Raw genomic sequence first — 21,582 nt, 5'->3', positions numbered from 1 at the left:
GCTGGTACAACGCGCCCAAGGCCGGAACAGCGCTTGTTAAGATCCGGGACAGGGAAAAAACGTTGCTGGCTGTGTTAATGAGAATGGAATCTCACCTACAGAGTGAATAAAGCCTGACGAACTTGCGTGAGGGAATCGATCATTACCGCTATAATCGCCGACTTTTCGTCAGGCTATACGATTTCAGACATGAGCCAATCCAGCGACCTTATTCAATCCGCACAACGCACCATCCGCCTAGAGCTTGAAGCCGTAGAAGGCTTGCTGGCCCATATCGACGCGGATTTCGTACGCGCCTGCGAGATGATTCTGGCCAGCAAAGGCCGCGTTGTCGTGGTCGGCATGGGCAAGTCGGGCCACGTCGGCAACAAGATCGCCGCCACCCTGGCAAGCACCGGGACCACCGCATTTTTCGTGCATCCGGCCGAAGCCAGCCACGGTGACATGGGCATGATCACCAAGGATGACATCATCCTGGCGCTGTCCAACTCCGGCACCACCAACGAAATCGTGACCCTGCTGCCGCTGATCAAGCGCCTGGGCATCAAGATGATCAGCGTCACCGGCAACCCGGAATCGACGCTGGCCAAGGCCGCCGAAGTGAACCTGAACGTTCACGTGGCCCACGAGGCCTGCCCGCTGAACCTGGCACCCACCTCCTCCACCACCGCGGCCCTGGTCATGGGCGACGCCCTGGCCGTGGCACTGCTGGAAGCCCGCGGCTTTACCGCCGAAGATTTCGCGTTTTCCCACCCGGGTGGCGCACTGGGTCGCCGCCTGCTGCTTAAAGTGGAAAACGTCATGCACTCGGGCGATGAATTGCCCCACGTCCAGCGCGGCACCCTGCTTAAGGACGCGCTGATGGAAATGACCCGCAAGGGCCTGGGCATGACCGTGATCCTGGAAGCCGACGGGCGCCTGGCCGGAGTCTTCACCGACGGCGACTTGCGCCGCACCCTGGACCGCACCATTGATATCCACACCGCTACCATCGATGCGGTAATGACACCCCATGGCAAGACCGCACGCCCGGAAATGCTGGCGGCCGAAGCCTTGAAGATCATGGAAGACCACAAGATTGGCGCGCTGGTGGTGGTCGATGGCAACGACTACCCGATTGGCGCCCTGAACATGCACGACTTGCTGCGTGCGGGAGTGATGTAAATGACCAGCGACCTGATGCAACGCGGCAAAAACATCAAGCTGGCGATTTTCGACGTTGACGGCGTGCTGACCGACGGCCGCCTGTATTTCCTCGAGGATGGCAGCGAGTTCAAGACGTTCAACACCCTCGACGGCCAGGGCATCAAGATGCTGATGGCGGCGGGCGTGCAAACAGCGATTATCAGCGGCAGAAAAACCCCCGTTGTGGAACGCCGCGCACAAAACCTGGGGATTCCTCACCTGTATCAGGGCCGTGAGGATAAACTGGTGGTTCTTGACGAGCTTCTTGGCCAACTCAACCTAAGCTATGAGCAGGTTGCTTATTTGGGCGACGACCTGCCCGACCTGCCGGTCATTCGCCGAGTCGGCCTGGGCATGGCCGTCGCCAATGCTGCAGCGTTTGTTCGCGAGCACGCCCATGGCATCACCACTGCACGCGGTGGCGAAGGCGCCGCCCGCGAGTTCTGCGAGCTGATTCTGCGTGCCCAGGGCAGCCTTGAAGCGGCCCACGCCGCCTACTTATAGAGCGTTTTATGCTGAGCAAAAAGATTCGCAACTTCCTGCTATTCGGGGTCATCGCCGCGCTGTTTCTCGCGGTGGGCTACTGGAATATCAGCCCTGAGCGCTTCCTCGACCAGCCTGCTGCGCAGGTTGACGAAGGGGCTATCGACTACTACGCGATCAACGCCAAGAGCGTGCAGTTCCTGCCCGACGGCAAGGTGCAGTACGAGATGACATCGGACAAGGTCGAGCATTTGAAGGCCACCGAGGTCACCCTGCTGACCAACCCGGACATAAACATCTACCGCGGCACCGAGTTCCCATGGCACGTCACCAGCAAACGTGGCGAGGTCAACCCGGACGGCACCGAGGTGGAGCTGATCGATTCGGTACGCGTTGCGCGCACTGATGCAAAAAACCGCGACACGGTGATTACCAGCAGTCGCATGACCGTATTCCCGCAGAAGCAATATGCGCAGACCGAGCAAGACGTTAGAATCGACGGCGCTGGCGGTGTATCGACTGGCAAGGGAATGAAAGCGTATTTGAAAGAAAGCAGGATACACCTGCTATCGAACGTAAGAGGACAGTATGAGGCTCGTTAAAACTCTCCCTATTTTGCTCGGTCTGGGCGCAGCACTGGGAAGCGTGAGCGCCTGGGCTCTGCCGAACGATAGCCAGCAACCGATCCACATCTCGGCTGACGATGCGCAGCTGGATGACAAGCAAGGTGTTGCCACCTACACCGGCGGCGTGATCATCACCCAAGGGTCGATGAAGATCACCGGTAATACCGTGACACTGACGCGCACCCAAAACGGTGACATCGACGTCGTGACCTCGGTAGGCAACCTGGCTTACTTCGAACAGAAGCAGTCCGCTGCCGATACCGGCCCGATGAAGGGCTACGGCAAGACTATCCAGTACCACGCCCAGCAGAACCGCATCGTGCTGATCGACCAGGCCAAGGTACTGAGCCCCGACGGCAACTCCACGGAAGGTGAAAAAATCACCTATGACACCGTGAAACAGATCGCTAACGCCGGTCGCGCCAATGGCTCCAAGGTCACCGCGCCACGTCCACGCATCGACATGGTTATCCAGCCGAAGAAGAAGGCCGAGTAATGGCAACCCTGAAAGCCCAGCATCTGGCCAAGGCCTATAAAAGCCGTCAGGTCGTGCGCGACGTCAGCCTGTCGATCGACAGCGGCCAGATCGTCGGCTTGCTCGGCCCCAACGGCGCCGGCAAGACCACTTGCTTCTACATGATCGTCGGCCTGGTCCAGGCGGACCAGGGTCGCGTCCTGATCGACGACCTGGACGTCAGCCACCAGCCCATGCACGGCCGCGCCCGTGCCGGTATCGGCTATCTTCCGCAAGAAGCGTCGATCTTCCGCAAACTGTCGGTAGCCGACAACATCATGGCGATTCTCGAGACCCGCAAGGAACTCGACCGCGATGGCCGCCGCAAGGAGCTGGAAAGCCTGTTGCAGGAATTCCATATCAACCACATTCGCGACAACCTGGGCATGAGCCTGTCCGGTGGTGAACGTCGCCGTGTGGAGATCGCCCGAGCCCTGGCCACTGCACCCAAGTTCATCCTGCTGGATGAACCGTTTGCCGGCGTCGACCCGATCTCGGTCGGCGACATCAAGCAGATCATCCATCACCTCAAGGCCAAGGGTATCGGTGTACTGATCACCGACCACAACGTGCGCGAGACTCTCGATATCTGCGAAACCGCGTATATCGTCAACGATGGCCAGCTGATCGCCGAAGGCGATTCCGCCACTATCCTGGCCAACGAACTGGTCAAGGAAGTGTACCTGGGTCACGAGTTCCGCCTGTAAACCTGCCTGTAGAAACTGGCGGTGGCAGGTCGTTTGCCCGAAGCGCGGGAGTCAATGAAAACCTCCGGATTTTTATTGTTACCGCGCTCTAGGCAAAGCCCCCGATATCAGGCATATAATTTGCTTATGTTTGGCGCTCACGCGCCCTGTCGTGGATGGCGCATTGCGCCGGCGAATAAGGTGTTAAGCCCCTGCCATGAAACCATCGCTAGTCCTGAGAATGGGCCAGCAGCTGACGATGACACCGCAGCTGCAACAGGCCATCCGCCTGCTCCAATTGTCGACCCTGGACCTGCAACAGGAAATCCAGGAGGCCCTGGAGTCCAATCCGATGCTCGAACGCCAGGAAGAAGGCGACGACTTCGATAATGCAGACCCGCTGGCCGACAACATCGAGCAAAAACCCAACCCCGACGTGCAGGAACCGTCCTACCAGGAAACCGCCCCCACGGTGGATAACCTCGAGGAAGGCGACTGGAACGAACGCATTCCCAACGAACTCCCGGTGGACACCGCCTGGGAAGACGTCTACCAGACCAGCGCCAGCAGCCTGCCGAGCAATGATGACGACGAGTGGGACTTCACCACCCGTACCTCCGCCGGCGAAAGCCTGCAGAGCCATTTGCTGTGGCAACTGAACCTGGCGCCGATGTCGGATACCGATCGCCTGATCGCCGTCACCCTGATCGACTGCATCAACAACCAGGGTTATCTGGACGAGACGCTCGAAGAGATCCTTGAAGCCTTCGATCCGGAACTCGACATCGAGCTGGACGAGATCGAAGCCGTCCTGCACCGCATCCAGCAGTTCGAGCCTGCCGGCATCGGCGCCCGCTCCCTCAGCGAATGCCTGCTGCTGCAACTGCGCCAGCTGCCCGCCAAGACCCCTTGGCTGGCCGAGGCCCAGCGCCTGGTCACCGACTACATCGATTTGCTCGGCAGCCGCGACTACAGCCAGCTGATGCGCCGCATGAAGCTCAAGGAAGACGACCTGCGCCAGGTCATCGAGCTGGTGCAAAGCCTCAATCCACGCCCAGGTTCGCAGATCGAGTCCAGCGAAGCCGAATACGTCGTCCCCGACGTCATCGTGCGCAAGGACAACGAGCGCTGGTTGGTGGAGCTGAATCAGGAATCGGTGCCACGCCTGCGGGTCAACCCGCAATATGCCGGTTTCGTACGCCGCGCCGACACCAGCGCCGACAACACCTTCATGCGCAACCAGTTGCAGGAAGCACGCTGGTTCATCAAGAGCCTGCAAAGCCGCAACGAAACCCTGATGAAAGTCGCCACCCAGATCGTCGAGCATCAGCGCGGCTTCCTGGAATACGGCGACGAAGCGATGAAACCGCTGGTTCTGCACGATATTGCCGAGGCGGTAGGCATGCACGAATCGACGATTTCCCGGGTGACCACGCAGAAATTCATGCATACCCCACGGGGTATTTATGAACTGAAATACTTTTTCTCCAGCCATGTAAGCACCTCCGAAGGCGGTGAATGCTCGTCCACGGCGATCCGCGCGATCATCAAAAAACTGGTTGCCGCGGAAAATCAGAAAAAGCCGTTGAGTGACAGCAAGATCGCTGGTTTACTGGAGGCACAAGGCATTCAGGTCGCCCGTCGAACCGTCGCCAAGTACCGCGAGTCCCTCGGGATCGCGCCTTCCAGCGAGCGTAAGCGTTTGATGTGACGGGCGGGCCACAGCGTTCCAGTGGTGGGTATTCCTGCCCACCGCTTTATGCACTGGCAACGAAGGAGAAGCTGTATGCAAGTCAACATCAGTGGACACCAGCTGGAAGTCACCAAACCCCTGCGTGAGTACACCGAGAGCAAGCTGAACAAGCTTGCGGGGCATTTTGACAAGATCACCAATGTGCAGGTCATCATGGAGGTCGATAAGCTCAAGCAAAAAATCGAGGCCACCCTGCACGTACCGAATGCCAAGCTCGTCGCCAATGCGGAACATGAAGACATGTACGCGGCGATTGACTCGCTCTACGACAAGCTGGACCGCCAACTCATAAAGCATAAGGAAAAGAATCTGCACCTGATGCAAGGTACAGGTCGCTAACTCTCCCCCCATGATCCGACTTGAAACCATCCTGACCCCCGGCCGTTCCCTCGTGAACGCGCCGGGCGGCAGCAAGAAGAAAGCCCTCGAGCAAATTGCCAACCTGATCAGCCGCGAAGTGCCTGAGCTGGAGATGCAAGATGTCTACGAGGCTCTGATTGCCCGTGAAAAACTCGGCTCCACGGGTTTTGGCAACGGCATCGCCATTCCTCACTGCCGCCTCAAAGGCTGCGAGACACCGGTCAGCGCCCTGCTGCACCTGGACGCTCCCATCGATTTCGACGCCATCGACGGTGCCCCGGTCGACCTGCTGTTTGTACTGCTGGTCCCACAGGCTGCCACCGATGCGCACCTGGAACTGCTCCGGCAGATCGCCAGCATGCTCGACCGCAAGGAAGTACGCGACAAACTGCGCAGTGCCAGCAGCAATGAGGCGTTGTATCAGGTTGTCCTGGATGAACAAAACGGGCAGTAATCATGCGTTTGATCATCGTCAGCGGCCGCTCCGGCTCGGGTAAAAGCACCGCCCTCAATGTTCTCGAGGACAACGGTTTCTATTGCATCGACAACCTGCCTGCCGGCCTGCTGCCGGAATTGGCGGAACGCGCGTTGATCCACACCGAACTGGCGCAACCATTGGTCGCCGTTTCGATTGATGCCCGCAACCTGCCCAGCCACCTGGAGCGATTCCCGCAATTGCTCGAGGAAGTGCGGGCCAAGCACATTCATTGCGACGTGCTGTACCTGGACGCCGACGAAGAGACGCTGCTCAAGCGCTTCTCCGAAACCCGGCGCCGTCACCCCCTCAGCAGCCCTCACCGCTCCCTCGCCGAAGCGATCGAAGACGAAACCAAGCTGTTGGGGCCGATCATTGACCTCGCCGACCTCAAGATCAACACCACGGGCCTCAACCTGTATCAGCTACGCGATGCCATCAAGCTGCGCCTGCTGAACCAGCCGGAGCCCGGCACGGCGTTTCTGGTGGAGTCGTTTGGCTTCAAGCGCGGCATGCCGGTGGACGCCGACCTGGTGTTCGATGTGCGCTGCCTGCCCAACCCCTATTGGAAGCCGGAGCTGCGCGATCAATCCGGGCTGGATCAGCCGGTGGCCGAGTACCTGGCCGCGCAACCGGATGTAGAAGAGATGTTCCAGGACATCTCCAGCTACCTGCTCAAATGGTTGCCGCGCTTTGCCGCAAGCAACCGGGCCTATGTCACCATTGCCATCGGCTGCACCGGCGGGCACCACCGCTCGGTCTACCTGACCGAACGCCTGGGCCAGGTGCTGCAACAAACCCTCAAGAACGTCCAGGTTCGCCACCGCGACCTTAGCTGAAAGGAACACCCCCGCGATGCCCGCTCTGGAAATTGAAATCATCAACAAGCTGGGCCTGCATGCCCGCGCCTCGGCCAAGTTCGTCGGCGTTGCCGGGCAGTTTCCTTGCCAGATCCGCGCTGGGCGCACCCCTGAATCCATGGTTGATGGCAAGAGCATCATGGCCATGATGATGCTGGCCGCCGGCAAGGGCACCAAGATCCACCTGAAGACGGAAGGCGAGAAAGAAGAGGAAGCGATGGCCGCGCTGGTGGCGTTGATCAACAACTATTTTGATGAGGGTGAGTAAACCCACCCGTTAATACAGGCGTGAGGCTGCAACGGCCTCACCCCAACGCCGTATCCATCACCATCATCAAACAAAACCCGATGCACAGCCCCAGGCTCGCGAGCTTTTCGTGACCGTTTCGGCGCGACTCCGGGATCACTTCGTGGGTCACCACCAACAGCATCGCACCGGCCGCCAATGCCAGCCCCAAGGGCAACAGCACCTCGGCGAGGCTCACCAGCCAGGCACAGAGCACGGCGAATACCGGCTCTACCAAGCCTGATGCCGCCCCGATCAGAAACGCCTTGACCCGCGACATTCCCGCCCCGGCCAATACCAGCGCAATCACCAGGCCTTCGGGTACGTCCTGCAAGGCAATGCCCATCGCTAGGCTGTCGGCGTCCGGCATGCCGCCGCCGGCGGAAACGCCTACGGCCATGCCTTCGGGTATGTTGTGGGCGATGATGGCGAACACAAACAGCCAGATACGCGGCGGGATTACCGGTTTGTCCGGCGTGCCTACGAGCATTTCCGGGCTGGCGCCGGAGACCTTGCGGTCAACCAGATACAGCCCGAATGCACCCAGCATGATGCCAAAGCTGATCAAGCCACTGGCACCCCAAGGCGACAACCCCAGGCCTTCAGCGGCGGCGATGCCTGGCACAATCAGCGAAAACGCCGTCGCCGCCAGCATCACCCCGGCACCAAAACCCAACAAGGTATCGCTCAGCGCCACCGGCATGCGCCGGATCACCAATACCGGCACCGCACCCAGCGCCGTGCCAAGCGCGCAGATCGCGCCGCCTTGCAAGGCGCGCAGGATTCGCGGCTCCAAGTCCAGCCAGGCCAGCCCGTGGGCCACCAGCAATGCAGTACCTGCCAACAGCAGCAGCGAGCCAAACGCATAACGAAACATTCGCCCGCTGCTGATCGCCAGTGTTTCAGTGCCCATAATCGGCCTTAGATCTTGTTATGTGAGTTGAATGTCAGGCCAAAGCAGCCTGATAGCGTGCGGCGACTTCGGGCCAGTTAATAACACTGTAGAAGGCGTTGATGTATTCCGGGCGACGGTTCTGGTACAGCAGGTAGTAAGCATGTTCCCAGACGTCCAGACCGAGGATCGGGGTGTTGCCGTTCATCAGTGGGCTGTCCTGGTTGCCACTGCTTTCCACCACCAGCGTCTTTTGCGGGGTCACGCTGAGCCACGCCCAGCCGCTGCCGAAACGAGTCAAGGCGGCCTTGGTGAACGCCTCCTTGAAGCTGTCGAAACCGCCCAGTTGCTCGTCGATGGCTTTACCCAGCGCGCCTTCCGGCTTACCGCCGCCTTTTGGCGACATCACTGCCCAGAACAACGAATGGTTGGCGTGGCCGCCGCCCTGGTTGATCACGGCTGCGCGCAGTTTTTCCGGCAGTTGCTGCACGCTGGACACCAACTTCTCTACCGGCCAGCCGGCGAACTCGGTGCCCTCGACTGCCGCATTGAGGTTGTTGATGTAGGTCTGGTGGTGCTTGGTGTAGTGAATTTCCATGGTTTGCGCATCGATATGCGGTTCAAGGGCATCGTAGGCGTAAGGCAATGCAGGCAAGGTGTAGGTCATATCAATGTGCTCCGTATTGAGACGTGGTCGGTTGCGCCGCAGTACCGCCCAATAAACGATGGGTGCGCGGGTACTCGCCGTGATCGCTGATGAAATTCAGCAATTCAACGTAGGTCTTGCTGCTCTGACGCAGGGCCGCTTCACGCAACTGCGGGCTGAGGCGTGGGTCCTGCATGGTCTGCAGCAAACGCTGGTGGATCGCGCAGAGGTACTCCGCGCTTTCCTCCGGCTGGTTCAGGCGCAAGTGCAGATCCGCCAGGTTGTGATGGGAAATGACGCAAGCCGCCACTGCTTCGTCGGCATCCGCCCAGCGTTCGAACAACACTTGGGCCAGGGCCAGCGCTTGCAAGTACGCCTCGCGAGCGTCTACCAGCTCGCCCGCCATAAAGCAGCGATTGGCCCGTTCGATCGTGCGTTTCCAGTGCTCCATGGTGAGCCTCCAAAGCAGGGTCGGTGATTACACGCCGCCGGCCGTGAGCTTTTCCGGGTCCAGCAGGATCTCCAGTTGGCTACGGGGCAAGTCGGTGTGCTCAAGTGCCACATCAATCACCGGACGGCCTTGCTGATAGGCTTTCTTGGCGATTTCAGCGGCCTTTTGGTAACCAATGATCGGGTTGAGTGCGGTCACCAGGATCGGGTTGCGCGACAACGCCTCCTTAAGCTTGGCTTCGTTGACCTTGAAGCTGGCAATCGCCTTGTCCGCCAGCAGGCGGCTGGAATTGGCCAACAGTTCAAGGCTGCTGAGCAGGTTCTGGGCGATGATCGGCAGCATCACGTTCAACTCGAAGTTGCCCGACTGGCCGGCCACGGTGATCACCGTGTCATTGCCGATCACCTGCGCGGCAACCATGGCGGTTGCCTCAGGGATTACCGGGTTGACCTTGCCCGGCATGATCGACGAGCCAGGCTGCAGGCCTTCGAGTTCGATTTCACCCAGGCCGGCCAGTGGACCGGAGTTCATCCAGCGCAGGTCGTTGGCGATTTTCATCAGCGACACGGCGGTAGCTTTCAGCTGACCAGAGACGGCGACGGCCGTGTCCTGGGAGCCGATCAGCGCGAACAGGTTCTTGCCCGGGGTGAATTTCACGCCGGTGAGGCTGCTCAGTTGCTGACTGAAACGCGCGGCGAACTCAGGGTGGGCGTTGATCCCGGTACCTACCGCCGTGCCGCCCTGGGCCAGGGCTTGCAGGCTTGGCAGCAAGTCTTGCAGGTGGCCAATGTTGGCCTTGAGCTGCTGGGCCCAACCGTTGAGCACCTGGCTCATGCGCACCGGCATGGCATCCATCAGGTGGGTGCGACCGGTCTTGATGAACGGGTGCACCTCTTCGGCCTTCTGCTCGATCACCTGCACCAGGTGCAGCAGCGCCGGCAATGTTTGCTCATGCAGTACCAGCGCAGCGCTGACATGGATGGTGGTCGGGATGATGTCGTTGCTGCTTTGGCCGCAGTTCACATGGTCGTTGGGGTTGACCGCCTCGCCCAGCAAGCGGCTGGCGAGGGTCGCGATCACTTCGTTGGCGTTCATGTTGGAGCTGGTGCCGGAACCGGTCTGGAAGATATCCACCGGGAAATGCTGCATGAAGTCGCCTTCCAGCAAGCCTTGGGCGGCATCGACAATGGCCTTGCCCTGCCCTTCGCTGATTTGCTTGAGGTCGACATTGACCTTGGCGGCGGCGGCCTTGGCCAGGATCAGGGCACGAATGAATTGTGCCGGCATGCGTTGGTGGCTGATCGGGAAGTTGTTCACCGCGCGCTGGGTTTGCGCACCGTACAAAGCCTCGGCAGGTACTTGCAGTTCGCCCATGCTGTCACGTTCGATACGGGTGTTACTCATCGTTAGATCCTTGCACCAAGTCAGAAACGGAAATCGAAGGGAGCAATTCGCAGGTCGCCAATTGCCAGGCAAAGGTCTGCCAGCGCTTGAGGCGGCAGGCACAGTGGGAGAGTTTTTCCAGGTCGCGCAGGGGGCGCCAGGCCTGATCCAGGCAGGTGGATCGCCAATGCCAGGGCAAGGCGATATCACTGGCGGTATCGATCAGCAGGCGGAATGACGTTTCGGCGATCGTCCACGGGTGGGTAGCCGTGCAACACGCCAGGTATCGCCCCTCATTGAGGTAATGTTCGATCAGGCGAGGTTCATTCGGATCGAGGCCACAGCGAATCTGACGACTCATCCAGCGCCAGCTCTCCAGGTAGGGATCCTCATGCAGGACAGAACTCATGATCCACACTCATTCGGTAATGATATTTATTATTAAATGATATTGAGAATCAACGCAATGGCGGCAATGTGATCAAGCTGAAATGCAGGCACAAAAAAAGCGCGCTATCCGTGGGATAGCGCGCTTTTTTAAGGTTACGGACGGATCAACTGCCGGCGACGGTCATCCGTTCAATCAACACCGAACCCGTGCGAATGTTGCTGCGCAGTTCCAAGTCGTTCCCGACGGCGACGATCTGCTTGAACATATCGCGCATATTGCCAGCGATGGTCACTTCCTGGACCGCGAACTGAATCTCGCCGTTTTCCACCCAGAAACCCGCCGCGCCACGCGAATAATCCCCAGTAACCATATTCAGGCCGTGGCCCATCAACTCGGTTACCAACAGGCCACGGCCCATGCGCCGCAGCAGTGCCGCCTGGTCTTCATCACCATGGGTCACGAACAGGTTATGCACACCACCGGAGTTGGCGGTGCTCGGCAGGCCAAGCTTGCGGCCGGAGTAAGTACCCAGGACGTAGGACACCAACTCACCCTTTTCGACGAACGGCTTGGCATAAGTCGCCAGGCCATCACCGTCGAACGCCGAGCTGCCCATGGCCCGCATCAAGTGCGGACGCTCATCGATGGTCAGCCATTCCGGGAACAGCTTCTGACCAATCGCCCCTTCCAGGAACGACGACTTACGGTACAGGTTGCCGCCAGAAATCGCCCCCAGGAAACTGCCGAACAAACCGCCGGCCAGTTCGGCGGAAAACAGCACCGGCACTTCACAGGTCGGCACCGGGCGCGCGCCCAGACGGCTCGCGGCGCGTTGCGCAGCGCGCTGGCCGATGCTGGCCGGGTCTGCCAGCAAGTCGCCCTGACGGTTCACGTCGTACCAGTAGTCACGCTGCATCTGGCCATTGGCCTCGGCAATCATCACGCAGCTCAAGCTATGGCGGGTGGATGCATAACCGCCGATAAAACCATGGCTGTTGCCGTATACACGACAACCTTGATGGGTACTCAACGTGGTGCCATCGGCGTTCTTGATGCGGGCATCGGCGTCGAACGCAGCGGCTTCGCAAATCAGCGCCTGTTCGATGGCCTGCTCTGGGGTGATGTCCCAGGCGTGGAACAGGTCAAAATCCTTGAGGTCCTTGGCCATCAGCGCTTTGTCGGCCAGGCCCGAGCTTTCATCCTCAGAGGTGTGCTTGGCAATCGCCAGCGCCGCGGCGACCGTTTCGCGAATGGCTTCCGGGCCGCTGGCCGAGGTACTGGCCGAGCCTTTGCGCTGCCCTACATACAAGGTGATGCCAAACCCCTGGTCGCGGTTGAATTCGACGGTTTCGACTTCCCGCTGACGCACCGATGTCGACAGCCCCTGCTCAAGAGAAACCGCGACTTCACAGGCACTGGCCCCCTGGCGCTTGGCCTCGGCAAGGATCTGCTCGACTTGTTCCTGCAGGGCCGGTAACGCTTGCGGACCGACGCTTTGGGCTGCACTCATGGTTTTCTCCACTCAAATTCTGCTTTCGGTTAAGGCCATCGAGCGACCGGGCCGGACAAGCGGCCCCCGACTGGTTATCATGGCGGCGTTTCTTTGCGGACTGCCACCATGGTTGATTCTTACGACGACTCCCTCGATGGGGAGAAAAGCAAAACCCAGGTCAAACGCGAGCTGCATGCGCTGGTTGACCTCGGCGAGCGCCTTACAACGCTCAAGAAAGACTTGATTGCAAAACTGCCACTGACCGACGAAATGCGCCGGGCGCTTGCGGATGCTCCCAAGCACACCGCGAATATCGCGCGTAAACGGCACATCATGTTCATCGGCAAGCTGATGCGCGATCAGGACACTGACGCCATTCTGGCCTTGCTTGATCAAACCGATGCCTCCACTCGCCAGTACAACGAACGCTTCCATAACCTGGAACGTTGGCGTGACCGCCTGATCTCGGGCGATGACGCCGTGCTGGAGAAATTCGTGTTGGACTACCCGGATGCGGACCGCCAGCAACTGCGCTCCCTGATCCGTCAGGCCCAGCACGAGCAGGCGCATAACAAGGCGCCGGCCACCAGCCGTAAAATCTTCAAGTACATCCGTGAGCTGGACGAGACTCAACGCGGCCTGCGTTGATGCCCTTCCCCGGGTGGCGATCTTCGCCACCCGAAGCTCCACCGCTTACGACCCCGTGCCACCCACGGTGATCGCATCGATTTTCAGCGTTGGCTGGCCGACACCCACCGGCACCGACTGCCCATCTTTCCCGCAGGTGCCTACGCCGCTGTCCAGCGACAGGTCGTTACCGACCATCGACACCTTGCTCATGGCTTCCGGCCCGTTACCAATCAACGTCGCCCCTTTGACCGGCGCGGTAATCTTGCCGTCTTCGATCAAGTAGGCCTCGCTGGTGGAGAACACGAACTTGCCGCTGGTGATATCCACCTGGCCGCCGCCGAGGTTGGCGCAGTAGATACCGCGTTTCACCGAGGCGATGATTTCTGCCGGATCGCTTTCGCCACCGAGCATGTAAGTGTTGGTCATGCGCGGCATCGGCAGGTGCGCGTAGGATTCGCGGCGGCCGTTACCGGTGCGCGCCACGCCCATCAGACGGGCGTTGAGCTTGTCTTGCATGTAGCCTTTGAGCACGCCGTTTTCGATCAGGGTGGTGCACTCGGTCGGGGTGCCTTCGTCGTCGACGCTCAGCGAGCCACGGCGGCCGGCCAGGGTGCCGTCATCGACAATGGTGCAGAGCTTGGACGCAACCATCTCGCCCATGCGCCCGCTGTAGGCGGAACTGCCCTTGCGGTTGAAGTCGCCTTCCAGGCCGTGGCCCACCGCTTCGTGGAGCAACACGCCAGACCACCCCGAACCGAGCACCACCGGCAGTGTACCGGCCGGCGCCGGGATGGCTTCCAGGTTGACCAGCGCCTGGCGCAATGCCTCACGGGCATAACCCATGGCGCGGTCTTCCGCGAGGAAATAACGGTAGTCGGTACGCCCGCCGCCGCCATGGCCGCCGCGTTCGCGACGGCCGTTCTGCTCGACGATCACACTCACATTGAAACGCACCAACGGCCGCACATCCGCCGCCAGCCCGCCGTCGGTGGACGCCACGAGGATGCGCTCCCACACGCCGGCCATGCTCACGGTGACCTGCTGGATACGCGGGTCCAGGGCACGGGTGGCGGCGTCGATGCGCTTGAGCAGGTCGACTTTTTCCGCACGGCTGATCACTTCCAGGGGGTTATCCGGGGCGTACAACTGGGCGACGTCCTGGGTGCTGAATGCCTGCACGGTGCCATTTTGGCCGGCACGCGAGATCGAGCGCGCCGCACGTGCCGCCAGGCCCAAGGCTTCCAGAGTGATGGCGTTGCTGTAGGCAAAGCCGGTTTTCTCACCGGATTGCGCGCGCACGCCCACGCCCTGATCAAGGTTGAAGCTGCCTTCCTTGACGATGCCGTCTTCGAGGGCCCAGGACTCGGAAATCTGCCCCTGGAAATACAGGTCGGCCGCGTCGATGCCAGGCCCGGCCAGATCGCCGAGCACGGTTTGCAGACTTTCGATGGTCACGCCACCGGGTGCCAGGAGGTGTTCACTGACTGAGGACAACAACTCGCTCATAGGTTTGGCCTTAAATTCATCGTTCTGAAGCAGGCCGCTGCGCGCCCTGCGAGAAAAAGCGCCGATGGTTGACCACCGGCATGCGCGCCCGTATCGACGCCTGTTCACTGCTATCGCGTTCGGCCAGCAACACCGCTTCGCCTTGATCCTGTTGTGTCAGTACACGCCCCCACGGGTCGACAATCGCCGCATGGCCATAGGTTTCCCGTGGCCCTGAATGCACACCACCCTGGGCGGCCGCCAGCACGTAGCACTGGGTCTCGATGGCCCGCGCGCGGATCAGCACGTCCCAGTGCGCGGCACCGGTCACGGCGGTAAAGGCCGAGGGCGCGGTAATCAATTCAGCCCCCGCCGCGCGCAACTCGCTGTACAGCTCCGGGAAGCGCAAGTCGTAACACACCGTCAGGCCCAGCCGCCCTACCGGCGTATCCGCCACCACCACGTTGCCACCGAAAGCATAGTCATCGGACTCCCGATAGCGACCTCGTGTATCTGCGACATCCACATCAAACAGGTGCAGCTTGTCGTACCGGGCGACCACTTCGCCGCGATCATCCACCAGCAGCGAGCAGGCATTCGGCTTGGCGTTCGGCTGGTCCTTGGGCGGCAGCGGTATCGTGCCGGCCACTATCCATAAGGTGAGGTCGCGGGCGGTCTGTTTCAACCATGGCAGGATCGGGCCTTCACCCAACGCCTCGGCGCGACCGATATCGGCCGCATCGCGGCGACCCATGGCGGCAAAGTTTTCCGGCAGTACTGCCAGCTTCGCGCCAGCCGTTGCGGCCTGCTCCAGCAAGCGCCGGGCCTGGGCCAGGTTGGCCAGCACGTCACTCTGGCTGACCATTTGAATTACCGCAAAGGACATAGGCCGACACTCCGTAATAGGCATGCGGCCATGCTACTCCACAGGCTCTCAGTTTGGTTTTTCAAATGGCTTGTCGAAGGTGATTTTCGGGTCCTTCCACGGGCCCTCTACTTTGTATTGCACGCTGGCAAAGCGCGAAACGCGGTCGCCGATCAGCTTGTCGATCAGGAACAGCGCACCGCCAATGGCTGGCGCACCAACGATCAACGCAGCGATAGGCAGGTTGTTGGTCACCGGCAACGTCACCAACAGCTTGGCGTCGACACGGTCCGCCACCAGGTCCAGGGTGCCGTTCAGCTCCAGGTTGCTCGACGGCCCGGTCAGGGTGATCGGCTCGCGGGTCACGAACACACCATTGCTGGCAGCCAGCAGCCCCTTGACCCGGTCATAACTCAAGCCCTTGCCGAGCAAGTCCGAGAAGTCCAGGCGCAAACGGCGGCCGATGGAGTTGAAGTTAAGCAGGCCGAACACCCGCAGCGCCTGGGCGCCTCCTTCCACCTCAACGAACTGGCCCTTACGGAACGCGGCGTCCAGGCTGCCGGAAAACCGCTTGGGCCCGACCCATGCCGGCGAACCTGGCCAGCGCCCGTCCACGTCCACGTGGAATTCTTCACTGGTCACACTTGGCGCAAAGCCCCAGCCCTTGAGCACATCGCCGATGTTCTTGCCGTCCAGACGGCCCTTGTACCAACTGCTGCTATCGCCAGCGGCACCTTCCCAGCCACCGGCGCCCTTGAGCTGCATGCCCTTGAGGCCCAGGTCCAGGTCGTTGAACACCATGCCCTTGGCGGTTGGGCGGATTTTCAGCGACCAGGCCCCCACCAGGTCCGGCCCCTGGAATAGCTGGTCAACAGCGATATCCAGCGCGGGGATGTCCTTGGGATCAATGCTCGCCAGCGGGTCCGGGGCGTTTTCGTCAGCCTGCACCGTCGGGTCCACCGCCGGCAACTTCACGTATTGCAGGTTGATCGCAATCGGCGCGCCCTTGGCGTCCGGCAGGTTCACAGTGCCCTTGGCCTGCTGGCTGTCGAGTTTCAAGCCCCAGGCAGCGGGTTTGCGCTCCAGTTGCAGGTTGACCTGATCGAACTGGGTGCCCAGGCCCGTGAGCTTGCCAATCTTGAAGTCGGCACTGCTCAGCAGTTGCTTGGCACTGCCCCCCGGGTCATTGCCAGCGTATTGGTTTACCAGCTTGCGCCAGGGGTCGATGTCCAGTTCCGAGAGCACGCCACGAATGCGCAAGCCCTTGGCAGCCGGCAGCACAGCATCGCCATTCCCGAGGAACAGCTCGCCGCGGCCATCGTTGAATTTGTCCGGTGGCGCCGCAAAGGTGAAGTTCGCCAGCTCGCCATAGTCGAACCAGTAACGACGCTCGGCGCCCTGCAAGGTCATGCGGAACGTACTGTCGCGCCCCTGGCTGGCTGGCATGCCGAACGGTGCCGGCAGGTCCACTGCCACGCCCTTGAGGTTGGAATTGACCATCAACTGGCTGTCGGCGCCATCCAGGGTGACCTGCAGTTGGTACGGGATATCCCCGGACACCGGCAGTGGCTGGCTGATTTTTAACCAGTCGGTCAAGCGTTTGACGGTAACCTGGCCCTTGGCCGTGATGCGTGTGCTGATATTGCCCGGCTTGCCATCGGCAACAATCTGCGCGCTGATCGGCCGGTCGAACGCCTGGGCCGTGATGTTCTGCCCACTCAGACCCTTGGCACTGTCAAAACGAAATTCGCCCTTGAGCTGGCTCAGGTCCAGGGTCGGCTCGGCCAATTGCAAGCGCGCCTTGTCGGTCTGGAAGTCCACGACGATCTTCGGCTCGGTGCCCTTGGCCAGCGGTACGTCGAGGTCCAGCTTGCCTTGCAGGTCGCCTTCGCCTTTCCAGCCGGCAAAGGTCGAGGCCGTGCCGATGGGCGCCTCCTGGAGGATTTTCAGGCCATCGCCCAGGCCACCGGCAAACCCGCCGGTGAGTAGCAGGTGGCTGTCCTTGCCCGCTGGCGCATGGGGAATATTGACGTAGATGTCCTTGACCTTGGTGTCGAGCAACTGGCCCTTGCTGGCCAGGATGCGCACGCCACTCTCCTCGACAAACACTTCGCCATTGACCTTGCTTACATGCGGCCAACCCGGCTGGAAGGCCAGCTCGGCGTCATGCACCTTGAAGAACAGGCTGATATTGCGCGAAGCCGGCAGCGCGTCGTGGTTCAACGAACCCTGGTACTGGAAGAAACCTTGGTCCACCGCGCCCTTGAGAATCGCGGTGCGCAGCCATTCGTCCAGGGCCGGGCTCAGCACCGCAGGCAGGTATTTGGGGGTGAAGCGCCCATCGCCATCGACCATGCCGACGCGCAGGTCCATGTAGTCTTCCCTGTTGTCGTCGAAACTCAGGCGGATCAGGAAGTCGGCCGCGATCTTGCCTTCTTCACCCAGCACCTTGATATACGGGGCGATCAGGGTGAAGCCTTGTTTATCCAGCTTCCAGGTCAGGCGCGCGTTGGCCTGGAGGTACTGCCAGGGCTTGGCGAAGATCGGGTCGAGGTGCAGGGAAAAGTCCTTGCTGTCCATGCGCAACTCGCCATGGCCGAGGTCGCCACTGATGCTGCCGGAGACATTTCGCGCAGCCGGCGCGCCGAAATACGCATCAAAACCCACGCGCTCAAGGTTGGCGGCAAAGCTGACTTTTTGGTCGGTGCTGTCCTGGGGGCGGAAATCCACCAGCACATTGCGCAGCAGGCCAGTGGCCTTGAGGTGTTCGACGGTTTTGGCGAAGCCTTCCGGCAACGGCGCCAGCGCATTCAGCAGCGGCGTGATGGGCGTGAGGTCCAGGCGGTCAGCCTGCAGCTTCCAGACTTCCTGGGCCGTGTCCGTTGCCAGTGTCTGCTGCAATTGCAGACGCGATTCCCAGCGGGTCTCGCCCAGGTTCATCGCCAACGAATCGAACAGCACCTTAAGCCCGGTTTCACTGCGTTGCAGGTAGGCGGTGAGCGCGAGGTTTTCAATATGCACAGGCTTGCGGTCGGCGTAGCTGCCCTTTACCTGTGGCGAATTGAGGCGTACCACGGCGCTTTGCACGGTGCCCTTGGCCCAGGTCAGCCAGAATTCGCCGCCGGCCTTGAACTGTGTGAGTTTCCATTGCTGGGTCAGCTTGGCCGGAACCCACTTGGCCCAGTCACTCTGGGGCAGGCTCAGGTAGGCCTCGACTTCGCCATCCTTCCATTGGCTCGCGCGAATACGGCTACGCAGGCTCAAGGCCAGAGGCTGGCCGTCGGGCAGCGTTACGCGGGCGTCCAGGCGTTGACGGCTGAGGCCGGTGTGCAGGCTCAAGCCCACGTAGGTCAGGGTTCGCGGCGGCTGGTCGAAGGGTTGCAAGGTGACCTGGCTGTCGAGCAGCGACACGCGCTTGACCACCTGCATGCGCTTGAGCAACTGCTCCGGGTCCAGCGGCTGATCGTCCTGCACCGGCAAGCCTTGCAGCGCCCAGTGACCGTCCTGGTCTTCCTTGACGCTCAGTTGCAGGCCGCTGACCTGCAGGTGCGCGATGCGAACTTCACGCGCCATCAGGCTGGCCCACAGGTCCGGCACCACTTCGACCTGGTCCAGGCGCAGGGCACTGCTGCCCTCGCCCACCATCACGTCGTGGGCCAGCAACACCGGGGCGAAACCGCTCCAGCGCCCTTCCAGGCTGCCGATGTGCAGCGGCATGTCCACCGCGGCCTGGGCCTTGGCTTCGATTTCGGCGCGGTATTCGGCCACCAGCGGGGTCAATTCACGACCCAGGCTCACATACACCGCCGCCAACACCAGCAGCAAGGCGCACAGGCCCAGGCCCCAGCGGGTCAAAGCGGCAAAAAAGCGTATCAGACGCTCCATGTCATGCGACCCTCAAGGCAGTAGACAAACGGCTGATCAAGGTCTGCCGGGATCAAAAAAACACAGCGAATGGGGATCAGAGCAGCACCACGTCGTATTGTTCCTGGGAATACATGGTTTCGACCTGGAAGCGAATCGTGCGCCCGATAAAGCCCTCCAGCTCAGCAACGTTACCGGACTCTTCGTCCAGCAGTCGGTCGACCACTTTCTGGTTTGCTAGCACTCTATAACCTTCGGCCTGGTAGGCTCGCGCCTCTCGTAAGATTTCCCGAAAAATCTCGTAGCAAACCGTTTCCGGGGTCTTCAACTTGCCGCGCCCCTGGCAGCTGCTGCACGGCTCGCAGAGCACTTGTTCCAGGCTTTCGCGGGTGCGCTTGCGGGTCATCTGCACCAGGCCGAGTTCGGTGATACCAATGATGTTGGTCTTGGCGTGATCGCGCTCCAGCTGTTTTTCCAGGGTGCGCAACACTTGGCGCTGGTGCTCTTCGTCTTCCATGTCGATGAAGTCGATGATGATGATGCCGCCCAGGTTGCGCAGGCGCAGCTGACGGGCAATCGCGGTGGCCGCTTCGAGGTTGGTCTTGAAGATGGTTTCTTCAAGGTTGCGATGCCCCACGAACGCCCCGGTATTGACGTCGATGGTGGTCATTGCCTCTGCCGGGTCCACCACCAGATAGCCGCCGGACTTCAGCGGCACTTTGCGCTCCAGGGCTTTCTGGATTTCGTCTTCGACGCCATACAGGTCGAAGATCGGCCGCTCGCCCGGGTAGTGTTCCAGGCGGTCGGCAATTTCCGGCATCAGCTCGGCAACAAACTGCGTGGTGCGTTGGAAGGTTTCCCGCGAGTCGATGCGAATTTTCTCGATCTTGGGGCTGACCAGGTCGCGCAAGGTGCGCAGGGCCAGGCCCAGGTCTTCATAGATCACGCTCGGCGCGCCGATGGTCTTGATCTGCGCGCCAATCTGGTCCCAGAGGCGGCGCAGGTAGCGGATGTCCATCAGGATTTCATCGGCGCCGGCGCCTTCTGCGGCGGTGCGCAGGATAAAACCACCGGCCTCCTTGATACCTTCGGCGGCCACGCAGTCGCTGACCACCTTTTTCAGGCGTTCGCGCTCGGCTTCGTCTTCGATCTTGAGGGAAATACCCACATGCGCGGTACGCGGCATGTACACCAGGTAGCGCGACGGAATCGACAGCTGGGTAGTCAGGCGCGCGCCCTTGGAGCCGATCGGGTCCTTGGTGACTTGCACCACCAGGCTCTGCCCTTCGTGCACCAGGGCGCTGATGCTTTCTACCGCTGGGCCTTCACGCAGGGAAATTTCCGAAGCATGGATAAATGCGGCACGGTCCAGGCCGATGTCGACAAATGCCGCCTGCATGCCCGGCAATACGCGTACAACCTTGCCTTTATAGATATTGCCGACGATCCCGCGCTTCTGGGTGCGCTCAACGTGCACTTCTTGCAGAACACCGTTCTCTACCACCGCCACGCGCGATTCCATCGGCGTGATATTGATCAGAATCTCTTCACTCATGGCTGGGTCTCGTTCAGGCGTTTTCACAATAGTGACCGGTCGCTTAAGGCTGGGCGCTGGAGTAACGCGTTCAGCGCGCGGTAAGGTTTTGCCAACAGGGTATGCCGAATTGATCGAGCAGTTGCGCGGTTTCGCACACTGGCAGGCCTACCACGGCGGAATAACTGCCATTGAGACCCGCGACAAACACCGAACCCAGGCCTTGGATAGCATAGCCGCCCGCCTTGTCCTGGGGTTCGCCACTGTGCCAGTAGGTTGTAGCCTCCTCGACAGAAACGCCGCGGAAACGTACACGACTGCTTACACATCGAGTCTCGCAGCGCTGGCCGTCGGTGACGGCGATGGCGGTCAGGACTTCGTGTTCACGCCCCGCCAAGGCCATCAGCATCGCCAGCGCATCGGCCTGATCCACCGGTTTACCGAGGATCTTCCCATCAACGATCACGGCGGTGTCAGCCCCCAATACACAGGCGCCATGGGTTCGTTCAAGCACAGCGAAACCCGCCGCGGCCTTATCCCGAGCCAAGCGCTCGACGTAGGAAACGGGGTTTTCGTTTGTAAGAGGGGTTTCATCAATAGCGGCGCTGACCACGGTGAACGGCACACCGATCTGCGTCAGCAACTCACGCCGCCTCGGAGAGCCCGAGGCCAGATAAAGCGAATTCATTGCAGACTCTCCCTGTAGAGTTCGATAACCAGG

Annotated in this window: 22 protein-coding genes; 11 read left to right on the top strand and 11 right to left on the bottom strand. The window is 60.8% G+C overall.

The window, feature by feature from the left end; genetic code table 11:
- Positions 1–189 precede the first annotated feature (189 nt).
- The 10 genes from CXQ82_RS04635 (at position 190) to CXQ82_RS04590 (ending at position 7,210) form a co-directional block, all read left to right on the top strand.
- Positions 190–1,164: a KpsF/GutQ family sugar-phosphate isomerase gene (locus CXQ82_RS04635; RefSeq protein WP_101266567.1), complete on the top strand. Its 975-nt coding sequence runs from the start codon at positions 190–192 to the stop codon at positions 1,162–1,164.
- Positions 1,165–1,689 carry an HAD family hydrolase gene (locus tag CXQ82_RS04630; protein WP_003188588.1) on the top strand — a complete coding sequence of 175 codons (525 nt, stop codon included), beginning with the start codon at positions 1,165–1,167 and terminating at the stop codon, positions 1,687–1,689.
- A gap of 8 nt (positions 1,690–1,697) precedes the next feature.
- Positions 1,698–2,270, top strand: a complete 573-nt coding sequence (gene lptC / locus CXQ82_RS04625; protein ID WP_101266565.1) for an LPS export ABC transporter periplasmic protein LptC — start codon at positions 1,698–1,700, stop codon at positions 2,268–2,270.
- Positions 2,257–2,790, top strand: coding sequence for a lipopolysaccharide transport periplasmic protein LptA (gene lptA / locus CXQ82_RS04620; protein WP_101266563.1), 534 nt, complete (start codon positions 2,257–2,259; stop codon positions 2,788–2,790). Before lptC ends, lptA begins: the two co-directional genes overlap by 14 nt.
- Positions 2,790–3,515, top strand: a complete 726-nt coding sequence (gene lptB / locus CXQ82_RS04615) for an LPS export ABC transporter ATP-binding protein (protein ID WP_003171806.1) — start codon at positions 2,790–2,792, stop codon at positions 3,513–3,515. The genes lptA and lptB overlap by 1 nt, the downstream gene beginning before the upstream one ends.
- A 196-nt stretch (positions 3,516–3,711) precedes the next feature.
- A complete protein-coding gene (locus CXQ82_RS04610; RefSeq protein ID WP_101266561.1) occupies positions 3,712–5,205 on the top strand; it encodes an RNA polymerase factor sigma-54 in 1,494 nt (497 codons plus the stop codon).
- Between the two features lie 75 nt (positions 5,206–5,280).
- A complete protein-coding gene (gene hpf / locus CXQ82_RS04605; RefSeq protein ID WP_003171804.1) occupies positions 5,281–5,586 on the top strand; it encodes a ribosome hibernation-promoting factor, HPF/YfiA family in 306 nt (101 codons plus the stop codon).
- 10 nt (positions 5,587–5,596) lie between these two features.
- The gene (gene ptsN, locus CXQ82_RS04600; protein WP_101266559.1) at positions 5,597–6,061 is read left to right on the top strand and encodes a PTS IIA-like nitrogen regulatory protein PtsN; all 465 of its coding nucleotides are present in this window, start codon (positions 5,597–5,599) and stop codon (positions 6,059–6,061) included.
- Between the two features lie 2 nt (positions 6,062–6,063).
- On the top strand, positions 6,064–6,921 hold the full coding sequence (gene rapZ, locus CXQ82_RS04595) for an RNase adapter RapZ (RefSeq protein WP_101266556.1): 858 nt from the start codon (positions 6,064–6,066) through the stop codon (positions 6,919–6,921).
- Between the two features lie 16 nt (positions 6,922–6,937).
- Positions 6,938–7,210, top strand: a complete 273-nt coding sequence (locus CXQ82_RS04590; RefSeq protein ID WP_101266554.1) for an HPr family phosphocarrier protein — start codon at positions 6,938–6,940, stop codon at positions 7,208–7,210.
- Between the two features lie 37 nt (positions 7,211–7,247).
- Here the strand turns inward: CXQ82_RS04590 and CXQ82_RS04585 are convergent, their stop codons facing one another.
- The 6 genes from CXQ82_RS04585 to pmbA all read right to left on the bottom strand — a co-directional run bounded on the left by CXQ82_RS04585 (position 7,248) and on the right by pmbA (position 12,501).
- Positions 7,248–8,141: a ZIP family metal transporter gene (locus tag CXQ82_RS04585; protein WP_101266552.1), complete on the bottom strand. Its 894-nt coding sequence runs from the start codon at positions 8,139–8,141 to the stop codon at positions 7,248–7,250.
- Between the two features lie 34 nt (positions 8,142–8,175).
- Complete coding sequence (locus tag CXQ82_RS04580; RefSeq protein WP_101266549.1) at positions 8,176–8,787, bottom strand: superoxide dismutase; 612 nt, start codon at positions 8,785–8,787, stop codon at positions 8,176–8,178.
- A gap of 1 nt (position 8,788) precedes the next feature.
- The gene (locus CXQ82_RS04575; RefSeq protein WP_034102189.1) at positions 8,789–9,217 is read right to left on the bottom strand and encodes a hypothetical protein; all 429 of its coding nucleotides are present in this window, start codon (positions 9,215–9,217) and stop codon (positions 8,789–8,791) included.
- A 27-nt stretch (positions 9,218–9,244) separates the two neighbouring features.
- Entirely contained in the window at positions 9,245–10,621 is a 1,377-nt protein-coding gene (locus tag CXQ82_RS04570) for an aspartate ammonia-lyase (RefSeq protein WP_101266547.1), read from the bottom strand.
- Positions 10,614–11,009, bottom strand: coding sequence for a FagA protein (locus CXQ82_RS04565; RefSeq protein WP_101266545.1), 396 nt, complete (start codon positions 11,007–11,009; stop codon positions 10,614–10,616). The genes CXQ82_RS04570 and CXQ82_RS04565 overlap by 8 nt, the downstream gene beginning before the upstream one ends.
- 145 nt (positions 11,010–11,154) lie before the next feature.
- Positions 11,155–12,501: a metalloprotease PmbA gene (pmbA, locus tag CXQ82_RS04560; RefSeq protein WP_101266542.1), complete on the bottom strand. Its 1,347-nt coding sequence runs from the start codon at positions 12,499–12,501 to the stop codon at positions 11,155–11,157.
- A gap of 108 nt (positions 12,502–12,609) precedes the next feature.
- Between pmbA and yjgA the strand changes: the two genes are divergently transcribed.
- Entirely contained in the window at positions 12,610–13,131 is a 522-nt protein-coding gene (gene yjgA / locus CXQ82_RS04555) for a ribosome biogenesis factor YjgA (protein WP_017138246.1), read from the top strand.
- A gap of 45 nt (positions 13,132–13,176) precedes the next feature.
- Here the strand turns inward: yjgA and tldD are convergent, their stop codons facing one another.
- The 5 genes from tldD to CXQ82_RS04530 all read right to left on the bottom strand — a co-directional run bounded on the left by tldD (position 13,177) and on the right by CXQ82_RS04530 (position 21,549).
- Positions 13,177–14,619: a metalloprotease TldD gene (gene tldD, locus CXQ82_RS04550; protein WP_064450712.1), complete on the bottom strand. Its 1,443-nt coding sequence runs from the start codon at positions 14,617–14,619 to the stop codon at positions 13,177–13,179.
- Positions 14,620–14,635: 16 nt separating this feature from the next.
- Positions 14,636–15,484 (bottom strand): carbon-nitrogen hydrolase family protein, encoded by an 849-nt coding sequence (locus CXQ82_RS04545; protein WP_101266540.1) that lies wholly within the window; start codon positions 15,482–15,484, stop codon positions 14,636–14,638.
- Positions 15,485–15,532: 48 nt separating this feature from the next.
- Complete coding sequence (locus CXQ82_RS04540) at positions 15,533–19,348, bottom strand: YhdP family protein (protein ID WP_101266538.1); 3,816 nt, start codon at positions 19,346–19,348, stop codon at positions 15,533–15,535.
- Between the two features lie 76 nt (positions 19,349–19,424).
- Entirely contained in the window at positions 19,425–20,882 is a 1,458-nt protein-coding gene (gene rng, locus CXQ82_RS04535; protein ID WP_010213134.1) for a ribonuclease G, read from the bottom strand.
- A gap of 70 nt (positions 20,883–20,952) precedes the next feature.
- Complete coding sequence (locus tag CXQ82_RS04530) at positions 20,953–21,549, bottom strand: nucleoside triphosphate pyrophosphatase (RefSeq protein WP_101266535.1); 597 nt, start codon at positions 21,547–21,549, stop codon at positions 20,953–20,955.
- Positions 21,550–21,582 lie beyond the last annotated feature (33 nt).

Origin of the sequence: Pseudomonas sp. S09G 359 (assembly GCF_002843605.1) — a bacterium.
GTDB lineage: Bacteria > Pseudomonadota > Gammaproteobacteria > Pseudomonadales > Pseudomonadaceae > Aquipseudomonas.
This window is presented reverse-complemented; position numbering and strand designations above follow the sequence as displayed.